Source organism: Micromonospora sediminicola (assembly GCF_900089585.1).
Classification (GTDB): Bacteria; Actinomycetota; Actinomycetes; order Mycobacteriales; family Micromonosporaceae; genus Micromonospora; species Micromonospora sediminicola.
The window spans coordinates 658,733-675,728 of the sequence record NZ_FLRH01000004.1; the positions used below are offsets into that span (position 1 = coordinate 658,733).

14 protein-coding genes and 2 pseudogenes are annotated in these 16,996 nt (G+C 75.1%); 9 read left to right on the plus strand and 7 right to left on the minus strand.

What is annotated here, in order from left to right; translation table 11 throughout:
• Positions 1–67 precede the first annotated feature (67 nt).
• The 5 genes and pseudogenes from GA0070622_RS24550 to GA0070622_RS24565 all read right to left on the minus strand — a co-directional run bounded on the left by GA0070622_RS24550 (position 68) and on the right by GA0070622_RS24565 (position 2,972).
• Complete coding sequence (locus GA0070622_RS24550) at positions 68–1,069, minus strand: YihY/virulence factor BrkB family protein (RefSeq protein WP_091579159.1); 1,002 nt, start codon at positions 1,067–1,069, stop codon at positions 68–70.
• Positions 1,062–2,069 carry a diacylglycerol/lipid kinase family protein gene (locus GA0070622_RS24555; protein ID WP_091579161.1) on the minus strand — a complete coding sequence of 336 codons (1,008 nt, stop codon included), beginning with the start codon at positions 2,067–2,069 and terminating at the stop codon, positions 1,062–1,064. Before GA0070622_RS24555 ends, GA0070622_RS24550 begins: the two co-directional genes overlap by 8 nt.
• A 91-nt stretch (positions 2,070–2,160) precedes the next feature.
• A pseudogene (locus GA0070622_RS33745) lies at positions 2,161–2,364 on the minus strand (Clp protease N-terminal domain-containing protein); the annotation flags it as partial.
• A gap of 171 nt (positions 2,365–2,535) precedes the next feature.
• Positions 2,536–2,736: pseudogene (locus tag GA0070622_RS33750) on the minus strand (Clp protease N-terminal domain-containing protein); the annotation flags it as partial.
• Entirely contained in the window at positions 2,736–2,972 is a 237-nt protein-coding gene (locus tag GA0070622_RS24565) for an HTH domain-containing protein (protein WP_073836364.1), read from the minus strand. The gene GA0070622_RS24565 and the pseudogene GA0070622_RS33750, both read right to left, overlap by 1 nt.
• 104 nt (positions 2,973–3,076) lie before the next feature.
• On the opposite strand from GA0070622_RS24565, the gene GA0070622_RS24570 reads away from it, so the two are divergent.
• The 6 genes from GA0070622_RS24570 (at position 3,077) to GA0070622_RS24595 (ending at position 9,678) form a co-directional block, all read left to right on the plus strand.
• Entirely contained in the window at positions 3,077–3,877 is an 801-nt protein-coding gene (locus GA0070622_RS24570) for a PP2C family protein-serine/threonine phosphatase (protein ID WP_091579165.1), read from the plus strand.
• Between the two features lie 67 nt (positions 3,878–3,944).
• Positions 3,945–4,511 carry a TetR/AcrR family transcriptional regulator gene (locus GA0070622_RS24575; protein ID WP_091579168.1) on the plus strand — a complete coding sequence of 189 codons (567 nt, stop codon included), beginning with the start codon at positions 3,945–3,947 and terminating at the stop codon, positions 4,509–4,511.
• Complete coding sequence (locus GA0070622_RS24580) at positions 4,508–5,332, plus strand: oxidoreductase (protein WP_091579171.1); 825 nt, start codon at positions 4,508–4,510, stop codon at positions 5,330–5,332. The genes GA0070622_RS24575 and GA0070622_RS24580 overlap by 4 nt, the downstream gene beginning before the upstream one ends.
• A 66-nt stretch (positions 5,333–5,398) precedes the next feature.
• Complete coding sequence (locus GA0070622_RS24585; RefSeq protein WP_091579174.1) at positions 5,399–6,229, plus strand: universal stress protein; 831 nt, start codon at positions 5,399–5,401, stop codon at positions 6,227–6,229.
• Positions 6,230–6,357: 128 nt separating this feature from the next.
• On the plus strand, positions 6,358–8,769 hold the full coding sequence (locus tag GA0070622_RS24590) for a phosphoketolase family protein (RefSeq protein ID WP_091579176.1): 2,412 nt from the start codon (positions 6,358–6,360) through the stop codon (positions 8,767–8,769).
• A 42-nt stretch (positions 8,770–8,811) separates the two neighbouring features.
• Positions 8,812–9,678: a universal stress protein gene (locus GA0070622_RS24595; RefSeq protein WP_091579179.1), complete on the plus strand. Its 867-nt coding sequence runs from the start codon at positions 8,812–8,814 to the stop codon at positions 9,676–9,678.
• A 200-nt stretch (positions 9,679–9,878) separates the two neighbouring features.
• On the opposite strand, the gene GA0070622_RS24600 is transcribed toward GA0070622_RS24595, so the two are convergent.
• Positions 9,879–12,227, minus strand: a complete 2,349-nt coding sequence (locus GA0070622_RS24600; protein ID WP_091579182.1) for a heavy metal translocating P-type ATPase — start codon at positions 12,225–12,227, stop codon at positions 9,879–9,881.
• 170 nt (positions 12,228–12,397) lie between these two features.
• On the opposite strand from GA0070622_RS24600, the gene GA0070622_RS24605 reads away from it, so the two are divergent.
• Both GA0070622_RS24605 and GA0070622_RS24610 read left to right on the plus strand, forming a co-directional pair.
• The gene (locus GA0070622_RS24605) at positions 12,398–13,408 is read left to right on the plus strand and encodes an Acg family FMN-binding oxidoreductase (protein ID WP_091579185.1); all 1,011 of its coding nucleotides are present in this window, start codon (positions 12,398–12,400) and stop codon (positions 13,406–13,408) included.
• A gap of 92 nt (positions 13,409–13,500) precedes the next feature.
• Positions 13,501–15,168 (plus strand): sensor histidine kinase, encoded by a 1,668-nt coding sequence (locus GA0070622_RS24610; RefSeq protein ID WP_176710607.1) that lies wholly within the window; start codon positions 13,501–13,503, stop codon positions 15,166–15,168.
• A 7-nt stretch (positions 15,169–15,175) separates the two neighbouring features.
• Here the strand turns inward: GA0070622_RS24610 and GA0070622_RS24615 are convergent, their stop codons facing one another.
• Positions 15,176–15,814, minus strand: coding sequence for a response regulator (locus tag GA0070622_RS24615; RefSeq protein WP_091096280.1), 639 nt, complete (start codon positions 15,812–15,814; stop codon positions 15,176–15,178).
• A 183-nt stretch (positions 15,815–15,997) separates the two neighbouring features.
• On the opposite strand from GA0070622_RS24615, the gene GA0070622_RS24620 reads away from it, so the two are divergent.
• Entirely contained in the window at positions 15,998–16,972 is a 975-nt protein-coding gene (locus tag GA0070622_RS24620; protein ID WP_091579194.1) for an Acg family FMN-binding oxidoreductase, read from the plus strand.
• The last annotated feature ends 24 nt before the right edge of the window (positions 16,973–16,996 follow it).

Consider the following 16,996-nt stretch of genomic DNA (forward strand, 5'->3'; position numbering starts at 1 on the left):
CCTCGTTCTTCTGCGAGGCGCGCTGTACCCGATCCGCGTGTCTCGTACACGCCGCACCGGCGCGGCGTCAGAGCGCGGTCATCTCACCGGTGTCGAGCAGCTCCTCACGCTGCGCCTCCGGCTCCCACAGGTCCGGCTGGGCCGGCTCCTCGACCCCGATCCGCATCGCCTCCAGCTGGGCGGCGAAGGCCAGCCCGCCGAACAGCGCCATCCCGGTGAGGTTGGCCCAGAGCAGCAGAGCCATCATGCCGGTCAACGCACCGTAGGTCTGGCCGAATCCGCCGCTGTACTTCACGTAGGCGGCGAGGAGCAGGCTGGCCAGCCACCACAGCGCGATGGCGATGCCGGCACCGAAGAGGAGCCAGGACAGGCCGGGCTGCTTGCGCCGGGGCGCGTGCCGGAACAGCACCGCCACGGCGAGCACGGTCAGGCCGAGGCTGAGCGGCCACCGGACCACGTCCCACACCACGGTGGCGACGTCGCCCCACTCGTAGTGGCGGCGCACGGAGTCGCCCAACGCACCGCCGCCGACCAGGATCAGGAAGCCGAACAGCGCGGGTACGCCGGCGAGCAGTGCGAGCACCGTGGCGCGCACGTACTTGGGGAGGGCCGGGCGGTCCCGCTCGACGCCGTAGATCCGGTTCGCGCCGCGCTCGATCTGCGCCATGGTGGTGGTCAACGCGACCAGCCCGGTGATCAGACCGAGCGTCAGCGCCAGCTCGCCGGCGTCCTCGGTGCGGTCGGTGTCGGAGAGCAGCTCCTGCACCATCGACTCGCTCTGGCCGGGCGTGATCGCCAGGACCGTGTCCGCGACGACCTTGCCGCCCTCGTCCGCGCCCAGGTCGGTGATCAGGCCGGTGAGCGCGATCAGGAACGGCACCACGGCCAGACACAGTTGCAGGCCCAGGGCGCGGGAGTGGCTGAAGCCGTCGCCGTAGCGAAACCGGATGAAGGCGTCGCGCAGCAGGCACCAGCCGCCGTGCCGGCGCAGCGTGTGCCAGGCGTCGTCGGCGGAGAGTTCGTTCTCGGTCATCAACCGGGTCTCGGGGACGAGCTTGGTGCTACTCACGGCGCGCCTCCTCGATCAGCTGCTCACCGCGCTCCGCGGCCGCGTCGGCGTCCACCGCCAGGTCGGGGTCGTCCGCCGGGCGCGGCACGCAGAGCCAGAGCGACTCGGGCCGGATGGTGGCCGTCAGCGAACGGCCCGGCTCGATCAGGTCGCCGTCGAGCTGCCGGGGCTGCGGACGGTTGCTGGCGATCTCGACGGTGCGGGCCCGGAACACCTCCATCCGGGGCACGCTGCCCCGCCGGCGCACCAGCGCCCAGCCCATGGCGAGCCAGTGGCCGAGCGTGCGCGGCGTCAGCACCGCCACGTCGAGCCAGCCGTCGTCCGGCTCGGCGTCGGTGAGCAGGCGTACGCCGCCCTGGAGGCGGCCGACGTTGGCGACCAGGACCGAGCGGGCCCGGCGGCGCAGCGGCGGGCGGCCGTCGATGCGCACGGAGACCCGCATCGGCCGGTCCCGCAGGTGTCGGGCGGCGCCGACCAGGTAGGCCGGCCAGCCGATCCGCTTCTTGGTGGTCTCGGAGGTGGAGTCGAGCATCTGGGCGTCGAAGCCCATCCCGGCCATCACCGCGAAGCACTGGTCGCCGACCACGCCGACGTCGAGGCGGCGCATCCCGCGCTCGACGGCGACCTCCAGCCCGGCGCCCAGGTCGTTGGAGAGCCCGAGGTTGGCGGCGAGCAGGTTGCCGGTGCCCTGGGGCAGCACGGCCAGCGCCACGTCGGTGCCGGCGAGCGCGGTCACGCAGGCCATCACGGTGCCGTCGCCGCCGCAGGCGAAGACGACCTCCGCCCCGGCCTTGACCGCCTCCTCCGCCTGGCCCCGGCCCGGGTCCTCGACCGTGGTCTCGTACCAGGTCGGCGCCGGCCAGCCGGCGGCGTCGAGCGCGCCGTCCACGATCCGCCGGAACTCGTCCAGGTCGGCCACCTTCACCGGGTTGACCACCACGGCCGAGCGCGGGGTGCGGTTCTCCGCGGTCACCGGGCGCTTGTCGTCTGCACCGTCCACGGCGTCAGTGTGCAGGACGCGGGGCGCGGCGGCGAGCCGGCGGAGGCGGACGTTGCGAGGACCGCAAACAGGTTTGGGATCCGGCCCGGCCTCAGGCCGCCTCGCGCAGCGCCGCCTCGACCCGTCGCCGCAGGTCGTCGAGGTCGACCCCGGCCTCGGTCAGGGTCAGCGCGGCCAGTCCGTCGCCCTCCCGGAGCAGGCCGAGCAGGATGTGCTCGGTGCCGATGTGCCGGTGGCGCAGTCGCAGCGCCTCGCGCAACGACAGCTCCAGCACCTTCTTCGCCCGGGGCGAGAACGTGCCGACGTGGGGCCGGCGCCGCCACCAGCGGCGCGGGCGCGGGGCCGCCTCACGCAGCGCGTCGGGCCCGAAGGACTCCTCGATCCGGGCCACGATCGCGGCGAGGTCGATGCCGATCTCGCGCAGCGCCGCCGCGTCCGCCGCGCCGAGGCCGTCGACGCCCTGCGCCGCGTGGCGGGCCACGGCCGCGCGCAGGTCGTCGGCCGTGACGCCGGCGGCGGCGAGCAACCGGACCGCCAGGTTGTCGCGGTCGGCCAACACCCCGAGCAGCAGGTGCTCGGTGCCGACGGGGCGCCGGCCCTCGGTCCGGGCCTCGTCGACCGCGTGGTGCACGACCGCGCGGGCCCGGTCGGTGAATCGTTCGAACATCACGCCTCCCAGCTTCCGGGCACCGCCGGTCGACCGGCGTGCTTCTTGTGGACCGCCTGCCGGCTGACCTCGAGGGCGTCGGCGATCTCCTGCCAGGACCAGCCCTGTCGCCGGGCGTTGTCGACCTGGACCACCTCGAGCCGCTCGAGCAGCCGGCGCAGGGCGAGCACGGCCCGCAGACCGACCTTGGGGTCGGTGCTGCCGGCTGCCGCCGCGAGTTCCGTCGCCTGACTCATGCTGTCAATGTAGGTTGACAACCGGCCGCCCGTCAACCCCGGTTGACAGATGACACGGCCGCGACCTGCCGATCCGTGACCCGGGCCGGTGCTACCGTCCGCTGGTGTTCCGCCGCCGCCCACTGGACCGGCCGGTCGAGGCCGCCCGCCGGCTCACCGCCGGACGGCTCACCCTGGAGATCGCCGGGGGCAGCGTGGTCGGGCACCGCTACCCGGAGAACTACGACGTGCTGCACCTCGACCCGGAGCTGCCGCTGGCCGTGGTCTGCGACGGCATGGGCGAGGGCGAGGGCAGCCGGGTGGCCGGCACGACCGCGGCGGAGACGTTCGTGGCCCAGGTCCGCGCCGGGTGGCCCGCCGTCGACGCCGCCGGGCTGCGCGCCGCCGTCGCCGAGACCCAGCGGCAGGTACGCCGGGCCGGGGCCGGTCAACCCGGGCTGACCGGGTGCACGCTCACCGCGCTGGTGGTCGAGCCGGACGGCGACCAGGGCTGGCTGGCGCAGCTCGGCGACTCCCGGGCGTACCGGCTGCGCGACGGGCTGCTGGAGCTGGTCACGGTGGACCACACGATGGCCTGGCTGGGCCTGCTGCACGGGTGGTGGCCGGCGGACTCCCCCGAGGCGGCGCGGGCCCGCTACCAGCTTCTGCGCTACGTCGGTCACCCGGACCGGCCGGAGCCGGACCTGCTCGCCGTGCCGCTGCGGCGGGGGGACACCTGGTTGCTCTGCACCGACGGGGTGAGCGACCAGCTCGGCTACCACCGGCTGCGCGACCTGCTCGCCGCCCGCCGGGACCCGGCGCGGACCGTGCGCGCCCTGCTCGCCGCCACCCTCGACGCGGGTGGCGACGACAACGCCACCGCCGTGGTGCTGCGCGTCCACCCCGCCCTGCCCGCGCCGCGCTGAGCCTCCGCACCCCCGCGTGACCGGGGACACGTGTGACGGCCTGACATTCTGTGCAAGACTTGTGAGCATGTCGAACGACCGGCTGGAGACGATCCTGACCGCCGCGTACGAGTGCTTCACCCGGCACGGGATGCGGCGCACCACCATGGACGACATCGCGGCGGCCGCCGGGATGTCCCGGCCGGCGGTCTACCAGTACGTGCGCAACAAGGACGACGCCTACCGGCGGCTGGCCGAGCGGCTCTTCGCCGACTCGCTCGACCGGGCCCGGCGGGTGGCCGACGCGCCCGGCGGGGACCTGGCCGGGCGGGTGCACGACGTGCTCGCCGCCAAGCTGGAACTCACCCTCACGCTGCACCGGGAGAGCCGGCACGCCACCGAGCTGCTCGACGCCAGCGGCAAGCTCACCGGCGACCTCGTCGACGCGTACACCACCGAGCTGACCGACCTGGTGACCGCCACGCTGGCGGACGCCGCCGGGCCGCGGGCCCGCGCGGTGGCCGACGTGCTCGTCGCGCTCACCCGCGGCCTGGAGGCCGACCTCACCGACCCCGACCTGCCCCGACGGCGGCTGCGCGACGGCGTCGCGCTGGTCGTCGCGGGCCTGCCCCGACCTCAGGGAGACCACAGATGACCGCCGTCCTGATCACCGGCACCTCCTCCGGCATCGGCCGGGCCACCGTCCGCCGGCTCGCCCGCCGCCCCGACCTCACCGTGTACGCGACCGCGCGCAAGGTCGACGCGATCGCCGACCTGGCCGACGCCGGCGCCCGGCTCCTCCCCCTCGACGTCACCGACGAGGCCTCCATGCGCGCCGCCGTGGCCGCGGTGGAGGCCGCGCACGGCCAGGTCGACGTGCTGATCAACAACGCCGGCTACGGCGAGTACGGCCCGGTCGAGGAGACCCCGATGGACCGGGTGCGCGCCCAGTTCGAGACCAACGTCTTCGGGCTCGCCCGGCTCACCCAGCTCGTGCTGCCCGGCATGCGCCGGGCCGGCCGGGGCCGGATCGTCAACGTCAGCTCCATGGGCGGCCGGCTGGTCTTCCCCGGCGGCGGCTACTACCACGCCAGCAAGTACGCGGTGGAGGCGCTCTCCGACGCCCTGCGGCAGGAGGTGCGCCCGTTCGGCGTGGACGTGGCGATCATCGAGCCGGGTCTGATCCGCACCGGCTTCGGCGCGGTGGCCGCGTCCTCGCTCGGCGCCGGCGCCGACCCGACCGGCCCGTACGGTCGGATGGTCGCCGCGGTGGACGCGGCGATGGCGAAGTCCTACCGCAACCCGCTGCTCGCCGCGCCGCCGGAGGCGGTGGCCCGGGTGATCGAGCGGTCCGTCGTCGCCCGCCGCCCGCGCACCCGCTACCTGGTCACCGCCGCCGCGTGGGCGATGGTGCACACCCGCCGGCTGCTCGGCGCCCGGCTCTTCGACGCGGTCAACCGGCTCCAGTTCCGCTGACCCGGTCCGGCCGACCCGGCCCCGCGACTACGGTGGGTGAAAAGCGCGGTCGGGAGGTGAGCCGGGATGGCCGCACCGAGCCACGGCGCGGTGGTGGTCGGCGTCGGCCGGTCGGCGGAGGACCTGACGGTGGTCCGGACGGCCGCCGGCGAGGCCGCGGCCCACGGCCGGCCGCTGCACCTCGTGCACGCGTTCAACTGGGCCGCGTCCCCTGGACCGGCGCCGGCCGGCGGCACCCGCGTCGACGCGGAGAACCTGCTGGAGAAGGCCGGGCAGGTGGCCGCGGACGCCGCGCCGGACGTGCCGGTCAGCGGCGAGATCGTCGAGGGCTCGCCGGTCGAGGCGCTGCTGCGGGCCGCCGACGCCGCGTTCCTGGTGGCGCTCGGTGACGGCGGCATGGCCAGCTGCCCCACCTGCGTCCCGGCCGACGCCCCGGCGGTGGAACTGGCCTCCCGGGCCGGCTGCCCGGTGCTGGTCGGGCGCACCGGGGCGGCGCCGCCCGGGCCGCTGCTGGTCGGCTACGACGGCTCCCCCGGCTCGCGGGCCACGCTCCGCTACGCCTTCGACTGCGCCGAACGCCGGGGGGCCCGGCTGCTCGCCGTGCGGGTGGTCGAGACGGACCGGCACGACGGCGACGACGGCCTGCTGGAGGAGGCGGTCAACCGGCACGCCGTACGGCACCCCCGGGTGGCCGCCGCCTGCCAGACCGTCCGCGGCGATCCGGGCGAGGTCCTGCTCGACCGGTCCCGGTCGGCGCAGCTCGCGCTGGTCGGCGCGCGCGGCGACGGGCCGGTACGGTCCACACTGGGCGCGGTCAGCCAGGCCCTGCTCTACCACTCGCCGGCCCCGCTGATCGTCGTACGGGGCGTCGGTGACGACGCCGGGGACGGGCCATGACGCCCGCGCGAGGCGGGACCAACGGCCCTGACCGTCCACCCCGGCGGAGGGCCAGGCTGGATCCGCCGGGGACGACGATCCCGTCCCCGAGTGGCAGACGACCCCGAGCCACGAGAGGCTAACGCAGCATGGACACCGCTCTCGACCTGCACAGCCCCCTGACCGAAGACGAGCTGCGCCGGCTCGACGCCTACTGGCGGGCGGCCAACTACCTCACCGTCGGGCAGATCTACCTGCTCGACAACCCGCTGCTCCGCGAGCCGCTCAAGCCCGAGCACATCAAGCCGCGCCTGCTGGGCCACTGGGGCACCAGCCCCGGTCTCAACCTGCTCTACACGCACCTCAACCGGGTCATCGTCGACCGGGACCTGTCCGCCATCTTCGTCACCGGCCCCGGCCACGGCGGCCCGGCGCTGGTCGCCAACACCTGGCTGGAGGGCACCTACAGCGAGCTGTACCACCACATCCCCCGGGACGAGGCCGGCATGCAGCGGCTGTTCCGGCAGTTCTCGTTCCCCGGCGGCATCCCCAGCCACGTGGCGCCGGAGGTGCCGGGTTCGATCCACGAGGGCGGCGAGCTGGGATACGCGCTGAGCCACGCCTACGGCGCCGCGTTCGACAACCCGGACCTGCTGGTCGCCTGCGTGATCGGCGACGGCGAGGCGGAGACCGGCCCGCTCGCCGGCAGCTGGCTGTCCACCGTGTTCCTCAACCCGGCCCGGGACGGGGCGGTGCTGCCGATCCTGCACCTCAACGGCTACAAGATCGCCAACCCGACGGTGCTGGACCGGATCCCCACCGACGACCTGCTCGACCTGATGCGCGGCTACGGCCACCAGCCGTACGTGGTGGAGGGCGACGACCCGGTGGCGGTGCACCAGTTGCTCGCCGCGACACTGGACCGGGCGGTCGACGAGATCGCCAAGATCCAGCGCCGGGCCCGCTCCGGCGGCGAGGTCGAGCGTCCCCGCTGGCCGATGATCGTGCTGCGGACGCCGAAGGGCTGGACCGGCCCGACGGACGTCGACGGCAAGCAGGTCGAGGGCACGTTCCGCGCCCACCAGGTGCCGATCGCGGAGGTGCGCGACAACCCGGCGCACCTGGCCGAGCTGGAGCGCTGGCTGCGCAGCTACCGGCCGGAGGAGCTGTTCGACGCCACCGGCGGCCCGGTCGCCGAGCTGGCCGCGCTGCCCCCGACCGGTGACCGGCGGATGAGCGCCAATCCGGTGGCCAACGGCGGCAAGCTGCTGCGCGACCTGGACCTGCCCGACTTCCGGGACTACGCGGTCGAGGTCGAGGAGCCCGGCGGCACGGTGGCCGGGGCGGCCGGCGCGCTCGGCCCGTGGGTTCGCGACGTGATCGTCCGCAACCCGCAGACCTTCCGCCTGTTCGGCCCGGACGAGGTCGCCTCGAACCGGCTCGGCGCCGCGTTCGAGGTCACCGACCGCGCGTTCGTCGGCCGGCGGCTGCCGTCCGACGACCACCTCTCCCCCGACGGCCGGGTGATGGAGGTGCTCTCCGAGCACCTCTGCGAGGGTTGGCTGGAGGGCTACCTGCTGACCGGCCGGCACGGTCTGTTCACCAGCTACGAGGCGTTCATCCACATCGTCGACTCGATGGTCAACCAGCACGCCAAGTGGCTCAAGGTGACCCGGCACATCCCCTGGCGGGAGCCGATCGCATCGCTGAACTACCTGCTCTCCAGCCACGTCTGGCGGCAGGACCACAACGGCTTCTCGCACCAGGACCCGGGCTTCATCGACCACGTGGTCAACAAGAAGGCCGAGGTGGTCCGGGTCTACCTGCCGCCGGACGCCAACACGCTGCTCTCCACCATGGACCACTGCCTGCGCAGCCGGCACTACATCAACGTGGTGGTGGCCGGGAAGCAGCCGGCACCGAACTGGCTCACCATGGACGAGGCGGTGCAGCACTGCCGCCGGGGCCTGGGCATCTGGGACTGGGCCAGCACCGACGACGACGCCGAGCCGGACGTGGTGCTCGCCTGCGCCGGCGACGTGCCCACGCTGGAGACCCTCGCGGCGGCCGACCTGCTGCGCCGCCACCTGCCCGACCTGAAGGTCCGGGTGGTCAACGTGGTCGACCTGATGCGCCTGCAACCGCCGTCGGAGCACCCGCACGGGCTGCCCGACAACGAGTTCGACACCATCTTCACCCGCGAACGGCCGGTCATCTTCGCCTACCACGGCTACCCGTGGCTGATCCACCGGCTCACCTACCGCCGGACCAACCACGAGAACCTGCACGTACGCGGCTACAAGGAGGAGGGCACCACCACCACCCCGTTCGACATGGTGATGCTCAACGACCTGGACCGCTTCCACCTGGTCATCGACGTCATCGACCGGGTGCCCGGGCTGCGTTCGCGCGCCGCGCACCTGCGCCAGGAGATGGTGGACACCCGCCAGGCCTGCCGCGACTACACCCGCGAGCACGGCGAGGACGACCCGCGGGTCGCCGAGTGGCGCTGGATCCGCGAGACCGATCCCGCTGTCCGGACCGGTGAGCGCGAGGAGTGAGCTTGCGAGAGCCGCAGTCGCGAACGAAGGCAGGTACAGCGAGTGAGTGACGACGAGATCCTGGTCGGCTACGACGGGTCCACCGACGCGTCGGTGGCGCTGGACTGGGCGCTGGACGAGGCGGGCCGCTCCGGTCGGCCGGTGCGGTTGGCGTACGTCTTCGAGTGGTTGACCGTGGCCGGGTGGATCGGTCCGGGCGTGGCCCCCGGGGTCTGGCCGGACGAAACGGCCCGCCGGCAGGTCGAGGAACTGGTCCGCAAGGCGGCGGCGGACGCCGCCGCCGAGCGGCCCGGCCTCACCGTGCACGGCGAGGTCTTCGACGGGCCGCCCGCGCTGGTGCTCCAGGAACGCTCCGCCGGGGCGGGGATGCTGGTGCTCGGCAGCCGGGGGCACGGCGGATTCGGCGGGCTGCTCGCCGGCTCCACCGCGGTGTCGGTGACCGCGCACGCCCACTGCCCGGTGGTGGTGGTGCGCGACGGCCAGGCCGCCACGTCGGGGCCGGTGGTGGTCGGCTCGGACGGCTCCCCCTCGGCGCTGCGGGCGCTCGGCTTCGCCGTCGAGCGGGCCGCCCAGCGCGACGTGCCGCTGCGGGTGCTGCGGGCCTGGGAGCCGCCCGGCGACCGCTGGGTGCCGCCGGACTTCGACCCGCAGGAGACCGCCGCGACCGAACGGGCCGCCGCCGAGGCGGAGCTGGCCCCGTGGCGGGAGAGCTTCCCCGACGTGCCGGTGGAGATCGAGGCGGTGCCCGGCAGCGCGGCCGCGCTGCTGGTGGAGGCGAGCCGGTCGGCGCAGCTGGTGGTGGTCGGCAGCCGGGGCCGGGGCGGGCTGCGCGGCATGCTGCTCGGCTCGGTCAGTCAGCAGCTCATCCAGCACGCGCACTGCCCGGTGGCGGTGGTCCGCGAGCCCTGATCCGCCGGTGCTCGGACCCGGGACGGTGCCCGTGGGCACCGTCCTCACCGTGCGTGCGGCCCGAGCGGGGGGATGGCCGTCCTCAGCGATATGACTGTGAGGCATAAATATGACCAGCAGTCATATCGCTCTCGGGGCGTGCCCTCTCCGCGCGGACGGCCGCGTGCCGGGACGACCACGCCGCACCGCCGGGGTGACCGTCAGCGGTCGGGAGACGCCTCACCGTCGGACGGGTTGAGGGAGAAGTAGTCCTCCTCCTCCTGGGCCAGGTGCAGGCGCAGCACCGCGTCCAGGCCGTAGAGCGCGGCCAGCAGGTCGGTCACCTCCTCGCGGCGCAGCCGGCCGTCCGGCGACGCCGCGAGGTGCCCGCCGATCCGCTCCACCAGCCGGGCGATCTCGACGTGCGCGCGGCTCATCGTCGAGGTCGCCTCGTCGCTGCCCAGCGGCCCGGCCAGGGCCGGGTAGAGCTGCCGTTCCTCCGCCGCCTCGTGCGGCAGCACCTCGTCGACCAGGCGCCGGTGCACGTCCCGCAGCGCCGGCACGCACCCCGGGTCGTCCGGGCGGGTGGCGACCAGGTCGGCGGTGTCCCGCAGCCGGGCCAGCACGTCCCGGACGCCGCCGTGCTCGCCGGAGTACCGGTCGAGCAGCTCCCGGGTGTGCGGGGGGACCTCGCGCCGCCGCAGGCCGCCACCGAGGGCGCGCAGCGCGTTGAGGATCACCAGCACGTCGATGCCCTCCTGGAGGAACGCGCCGGCGACCGGGGGCAACCGGCCGGCGGCGGCCACCAGCATGGCCAGCACGGCCAACCCCATCCCGACGGTGGCGCTCTGCACCGCGATGCGGCGGGCGTACCGGGCGATCTCCACGGCGTCGGCGAGCCGGTCCAGCCGGTCCACGGTGAGCACCGCGTCGGCCACGTCGGCGGAGGCGGTGGCCCCGGTCGCGCCCATCGCCACCCCGACGTGCGCCTCGGCCAGCGCCGGGGCGTCGTTCACGCCGTCGCCGACCATCACGGTCACCGCCCGGGCGGACTCCTCGCGTACCCGTTGGGCCTTCTCCCCCGGCGAGCAGCGCGCGATCACGTCGTCGACGCCCACGACCTGCGCCACCTGCGCCGCGGTGCGCGGCCGGTCGCCGGTCACCATGACCAGCCGGCTCAGCCCCGCCTCGCGCAGCCGCCGCACGGTCCGCCGGGCGTCCGGGCGGACCGGGTCCTCCAGCAGGATCGCGCCGAGCGGACCGTGCTCGTCACTGACCCAGACGGTGGACAGGCCGGCCCGCTCGGCCCGCTCCCGAGCCCGGTCCGCCCACTCCGGCGGCTCGCCGGCGAGCTGGCCCACCCGGACCAGGCGGCCGTCGACGTGCCCGGTCACCCCGCGCCCCGGTTCCTCGGTCACCCCGGTCGGCTCGGCCAGCGGCACCCCCCGCTCGCGGGCCTGCCGCACCAGCGCGGCGGCCAGCACGTGCGGGGAGAGCTGCTCGACCGAGGCGGCCAGCCGCAGCACCTCGTCCCGGTCGCCGCCGGGCGCCACCACCGTCTCCGCGGCCCGGGGCCGCCCCGCGGTCAGCGTGCCGGTCTTGTCCAGCAGCAGGGTACGGGCACGACCGAGCTGCTCCAGCGAGCCGCCGTCGCGCACCAGCACGCCCCGGCGGGCCACCCGGGACAGCCCGGAGACCACCGCGATCGGGGTGGCCAGCAGCAGGGGGCACGGGGTGGCCACCACCAGCACCGCCACCGCCCGGACGAACTCGCCGGAGAGCAGCCACGCCGCGCCGGCCAGCAGCAGGGTGAACGGAACGAACGCCGCCGCGTACCGGTCGGCGAGGCGCACCATCGGAGCCTTGCGGGCGGTCGCCTCACCGGCCAGGCGGACGATGCCGGCGTACGTGCTCTCCGCCGCGTTCCGACGGGCCCGCAGCCCGAAGCCGGCGCCCGCGTTGACCACGCCGCTGGCCACCTGCTCGCCCGCCGCCCGACCGACCAGCCGCGACTCGCCGGTCACCACGGACTCGTCGAGCGTGGCGGGCTCCTCCACGGTGCCGTCCACCGGCACCACGTCGCCGGGGCCGACCACCAGGCGGTCACCGGCCCGTACCGCGTCCAGCGGGACCACCTCGATCCCGCCGTCGGCGGTGCGGCGGCGGGCCTGCCGGGGCGCGCGTTCCAGCAGCGCCCGCAGGTCGCGGGTGGCCCGGCGCCGGGCGTACTCCTCCAGCGCCTGCCCGGTGGCGACCATCACGGCGATCACCGCGCCGGCCAGGTACTCCCGCACCAGCAACGCGCCCAGCAGCGCCAGCACGGCGATGACGTCGACGCCGAACTGCCGGCGCCACAGCTGCCGCAGCGTGGTCCAGACGGCCGGCACCAGGGCGACCACGGTGACCGCCGCCCACACCAGCCGGGCCGCGCCGGGCGCCCCGGCGAACCAGAGCGCGACGCCGGCCAGCACGGCCACTGTCAGCAGGGCCAGCGGGGCCCACTGCACCCAGGCCCGCCGCCGGGCCCGGGCCGGCCGTTCGGGTACGCACTCGGGCGCTTCGGTCCCCACGTGCCGATCGTCTCAGCGTCGGCGCGGGCCAGGTAGGGCGAACCGGGCGATCCGACAGGTCGAAGGGCCCCGTGCGGGCCGACCGGGCATGACCGAGGATGGAGCGGGCAACCCCACCCGGGCGTCCCGGGTGTCAGGCACGATGGGGAGAGACAGGAAAGGTCGTGACGATGAGCCACGAGACGCCGGCTACCGATCGCCCGCTGACCACCGCGCTCGCGGAGGCCGCCGGAATGGCCGGCCACGCCCCCTCGGTGCACAACACGCAGCCGTGGCACTGGACGGTCCTGCCCGACGCGCTGGAGTTGCGGGTGGTCCGGGAACGGCACCTCAGCGCCATGGACCCGGAGGGCCGCCTGCTGGTGGTCAGCTGCGGCGCGGCGCTGCACCACGCCCGGACGGCGCTGGCCGCCGAGGGCTGGACCCCGGTGGTGGAGCGGCTGCCCGACCCGAACCAGCCCGACCTGCTGGCCCGGATCACCGGGCTGCGGCACACCGGCGCCGACCCCGACGCCATGCACCTCGTGCAGTGCATGCGGGTGCGGCACACCGACCGGCGGCCGGTCAGCGACGAGCAGATCCCCACCGCCGCGCTCGGCGACATCGACCGGGCCGCCACCGCCGAGGGCGTCAACCTGCAACTCCTCGACGACATGCAGAAGATCGAGCTGGCCGGCGCCGCCCAGCAGGCCGCCACCGTCGAGGCGGACAGCCCGGAGCTGCGCGAGGAACTGGCCTACTGGGTCAACCGGGCCGGCACCGGCACCGGGCTGCCGCCGGAGGTGCTGCCCGACCAGCCGGCGCAGACCACCGTGCCGGGCCGCGACTTCGGCCACCCCGGATCGCTGCCGATCGGCCCCGGCCACGACAAGGCCGCCGTCTACGCCATCCTCTGGGGCGCCGAGGACGAGCCGCTGAGCTGGTTGCGCGCCGGCGAGGCGCTCTCCGCCGCCTGGCTGGCCGCCACCCGCCACGGGGTGTCCCTGGTGCCGCTGTCCGGCGTGGTGGAGGTCGACGGCACCCGCGAGGTGCTCCGGCAGATGCTGGCCGGGCTCGGCTTCCCCTACCTGAGCATGCGGCTCGGCGTGGCCGACCCGACGCACGCCGGCCCGCCGCACACCCCGCGCCTGGAGGCCGCGCAGACCGTCGACACCTCGGCGGTACGCGACCAGCTGTCCTGACGGGCTCGTCGGCGTACGTCACCGGGCGATAGCATCGCCCGGTGACCGCCGCACCGAACCCCCGGCACGAGCACGTCACGCCGTCGCTCGGGCTGACTCCGCTGTCCCGGGTCCGCCTCGACGAGCTGCTCCAGGAGATGCTCGACCGCGTCGGCGAGGTGATGACCAGCCGGGAACGCCTGCGTGCGCTGCTCGACGCGGTGGTCGGCATCGGCTCCGACCTCGACCTGCGCAGCACCCTGCAACGGATCGTGCAGTCCGCGTGCGACCTGGCCGGCGCCCGCTACGGCGCGCTCGGGGTGATCGGCCCCGACCGGATGCTGCACGACTTCATCGTCCACGGGATCAGCCCCGAGCTGCACGCGAAGATCGGCGAGCTGCCGCACGGCCGGGGCGTGCTGGGCCTGCTCATCGACCACCCGAAGCCGGTGCGCATGCCGGACATCACCCAGCACCCGAACTCGTACGGCTTCCCCCCGCACCACCCGCCGATGCACAGCTTCCTCGGCGTCCCGGTGCGCATCCGCGACCACGTCTGGGGCAACCTCTACCTGGCCGAGAAGCAGGGCGCCGCCGAGTTCACCGACGACGACGAGGAGATCGTGGTCGCGCTCGCCGCCGCGGCCGGCGTGGCGATCGAGAACGCCCGCCTCTACGCGCTGGCGCACCGCCGCGAACGCTGGCTCGCCGCCGCCGCCGAGATCACCTCGGTGCTGCTCGGCGAGGTGCGCCGCACCGACGCGCTGACGCTGGTCGCCCGGCGGGCCCGCGAGGTCGCCGAGGCCGAGCTGGCCCTGGTGCTGCTCTACGACGAGGACGAGGCGCAGTTCACCGTCGAGGTGGTCGACGGCACCGACCCGGTCGCCCGGGAACTGGTCGGCACGGTGCTGCCGGCCGACGAGACCAGCTTCGCCGGGGCGGTCACCGAGGGCCGGCACGAGCAGGTCGACGACCTGGCCGCCGCGGCGCCCTGGCCCCGACCGGTGATCGCCGGCCCGGCGGTGGTGTCCCCGCTGGCCGCCGCCGACACGCTGCACGGCGTGCTGGTGATCGCCCACCGGCCCGACCACGGCCCGGCCGCCGACGACGACCTCGCCCTGCTGGCCAGCTTCGCCGGGCAGGCCGCGCTGGCCATGGAACGGGCCCGCGGGCAGGAGGAACGGGAACTGCTGGTGGTCCTGGAGGACCGCGAGCGGATCGCCCGTGACCTGCACGACGTGGTCATCCAGCGGCTGTTCGCCACCGGCCTGCAACTGCAGAGCGGGGCGATGAACGCCCGCCCCGAGGCGGCCAAGCGGATCAACCAGGCGGTCGACGACCTGGACGCCACCATCCGCGACATCCGCCGCACCATCTTCGAGCTGCGGACCCCGATGAGCGCGGCGCTGCGCACCGAGATCCGCGAGGCGATCGAGGTGGCCGCCGAGTCGCTGGGGTGGCGACCCGAGCTGGAGCTGGTCGGCCCGATCGACAGCGCCGTCCCGGACGAGCTGCGCCCCGAACTCACCGCCGTGCTGCGCGAGGCGCTGTCCAACGCCGTACGCCACGCGCACGCCGACCGGGTGGCGGTGCGGGTGGCGGTGGACGCCGGCCGGGTCGACGTCACGGTCACCGACGACGGGGTCGGCTGCGACCCGGAGGCGGCCCGCAGCGGCCTGGTCAACCTGCGGGAGCGGGCCGAGCGGCTGGGCGGGGAGTTCACGCTGCGCCGGGTGGAGCCGCACGGCACCGAGCTGCGCTGGCGCGTCCCGCTGGACTGACCGGGGGTCAGTGGGTCTTGCCGAGCAGCCGGGTGGCCAGCACCGCCGCCTGGGTGCGCCGCTCCAGACCCAGCTTCGCCAGCACGCTGGAGACGTAGTTCTTCACCGTCTTCTCGGCCAGGAACATCTTGCCGGCGATCTCCCGGTTGGTGAGCCCCTCCGCCACGTACTCCAGGATCCGCCGCTCCTGCTCGGTGAGCGACTTCAGCTCCCGGGGCTGCTCCACGCCGCTGCGGATGCGCTCCAGCACCCGGGTGGTGATCGCCGGGTCGAGCAGGGACTGCCCGGCCGCCACCCGGCGGACGGCGTCCACCAGGTCGGTGCCGCGGATCTGCTTGAGCACGTAGCCGGCGGCACCGGCCATGATCGCCGCGAACAGCGCCTCGTCGTCCTCGTACGAGGTGAGGATCAGCCCCTTGATCGACGAGTCGACGGCCCGCACGTCCCGGCAGACGTCGATGCCGTTGCCGTCGGGCAGCCGGGCGTCGAGGATCGCCACGTCGGGGCGGAGCGCGGGGATGCGCCGCGCCGCCTCCTGGGCGAGGCCGGACTCGCCGACCACCTCGATGTCGCCGCTGCTCTGCAGCAGGTCGGCAAGGCCACGACGGACGACCTCGTGGTCGTCGAGCAGGAACACCCGGATCATCCGTCCTTTCTACCGGCTCCCCCGCAGCGGCGCACGGGTCGAAGGTCCCGACCGTCCCGCGTCGCCGGGCCGGTCGGACCTCCCCAGGTGGGGACCTCCGGCCCTGCTCACGGCGCACGCCGGTGACGCACCGTGGGGGTGGACCGACCGGCCGGCCGGGCACCGCACGGAGGGAGCACGACCATGACGACCGGATACACCGTCCCGCAGCTGCGGGCCGCGGTCGCCGACGCGGTACGCGCGCCGTCGCTGCACAACACCCAGCCGTGGCGGTTCCGGCTGCACGACGGCGGCATCGAGGTCGCGGTCGACCCGCTGCGCGGGCTGCCGGCCACCGACCCCAGCGGCTGGGGCGCGCGGATCGCCTGCGGGGCGGCCCTGTTCAACCTGCGGCTGGCGCTCGCCGTGGCGGGCACCCCGGCCACGGTCCGGCTGCGCCCGTACCCGGCCGACCCGGACGTGGTGGCCCGGCTGGTGCCCGACGTGCCGCGCCGGCCCACCCCGACCGAGCAGAGCCTGTACGCGGCGATCGGCCGCCGGTTCAGCAACCGGGCCCCGTTCTGGCCCGACCCGGTGCCGGCCGAGGCCCGCTGGCGCCTCGGCGAGGCGGCCCGGGCCGAGCAGTGCTGGCTGGAACTGGTCATCGGCACCAGCGCGGTCAACGCGCTCGCCGAGGTGGCCCGCAGCGCGCACCGGGTGCTGGAACGCGACCCGGCGTACGTCGCCGAGCGGGTGGAGTGGATCCGCTCGGAGCCCTCGCCCGACGGGGTGCCCGCCGTGGCCGGCGGGCCGCAGAGCGAGCCGCAGGACCTGCTGCCGCAACGCGGATTCGGCGGCCGCAACCGCGCCCCGGGGCGGGACTTCGAGCCGGAGCCGCTGGTCGCCGTGCTCGGCACCGCCGGCAACACCGCCACCGACCAGGTCGTCGCCGGGCAGGCGTTGCAACGGGTGCTGCTCACCGCCACCGACGCCGGGCTCAGCGCCTCGATGCTCTCCCAGCCGATCGAGGTCCCGGCGGCGCGGGAGGCGCTGCGGCTGTCCCTGGGCCGCTTCGGCACCCCGCAGATGGTGATGCGGGTCGGGTACGGCCAGCCGGGCCGCGCCACCCCGCGCCGCCCGGTCGAGGAGGTGCTCGACCTGCCGGTCGTGCCGGCCTGACCCGCGCCACCCGACCGCAGCGAC